The organism is Caulobacter sp. 10L414 (genome assembly GCF_056395525.1).
The window spans coordinates 1-367 of the sequence record NZ_JBFTJR010000163.1; the positions used below are offsets into that span (position 1 = coordinate 1).

1 rRNA gene is annotated in these 367 nt (G+C 50.4%); it reads right to left on the bottom strand.

The features are described 5' to 3' along the window. A 23S ribosomal RNA gene (locus AC1DCG_RS25220) occupies positions 1 to 367 on the bottom strand; the annotation flags it as partial.

Below are 367 nucleotides of genomic sequence, written 5' to 3' on the forward strand. Positions count from 1 at the left end.
TGATTGCACTCTTCGGTATTCGGAGTTTGCTATGGCGGGGTAATCAGCAATAGACCCCCCAACCATGACAGTGCTCTACCCCCGAAGGTGAGACACGAGGCACTACCTAAATAGTTTTCGGAGAGAACCAGCTATTTCCAGATTTGTTTAGCCTTTCACCCCTATCCACAGCTCATCCCCTAACTTTTCAACGTTAGTGGGTTCGGTCCTCCAGTACGTGTTACCGCACCTTCAACCTGGCCATGGATAGATCATCTGGTTTCGGGTCTACACCCAGCGACTCAACGCCCTATTCGGACTCGCTTTCGCTACGCCTTCCCTAATCGGTTAAGCTTGCCACTGAATGTAAGTCGCTGACCCATTATAC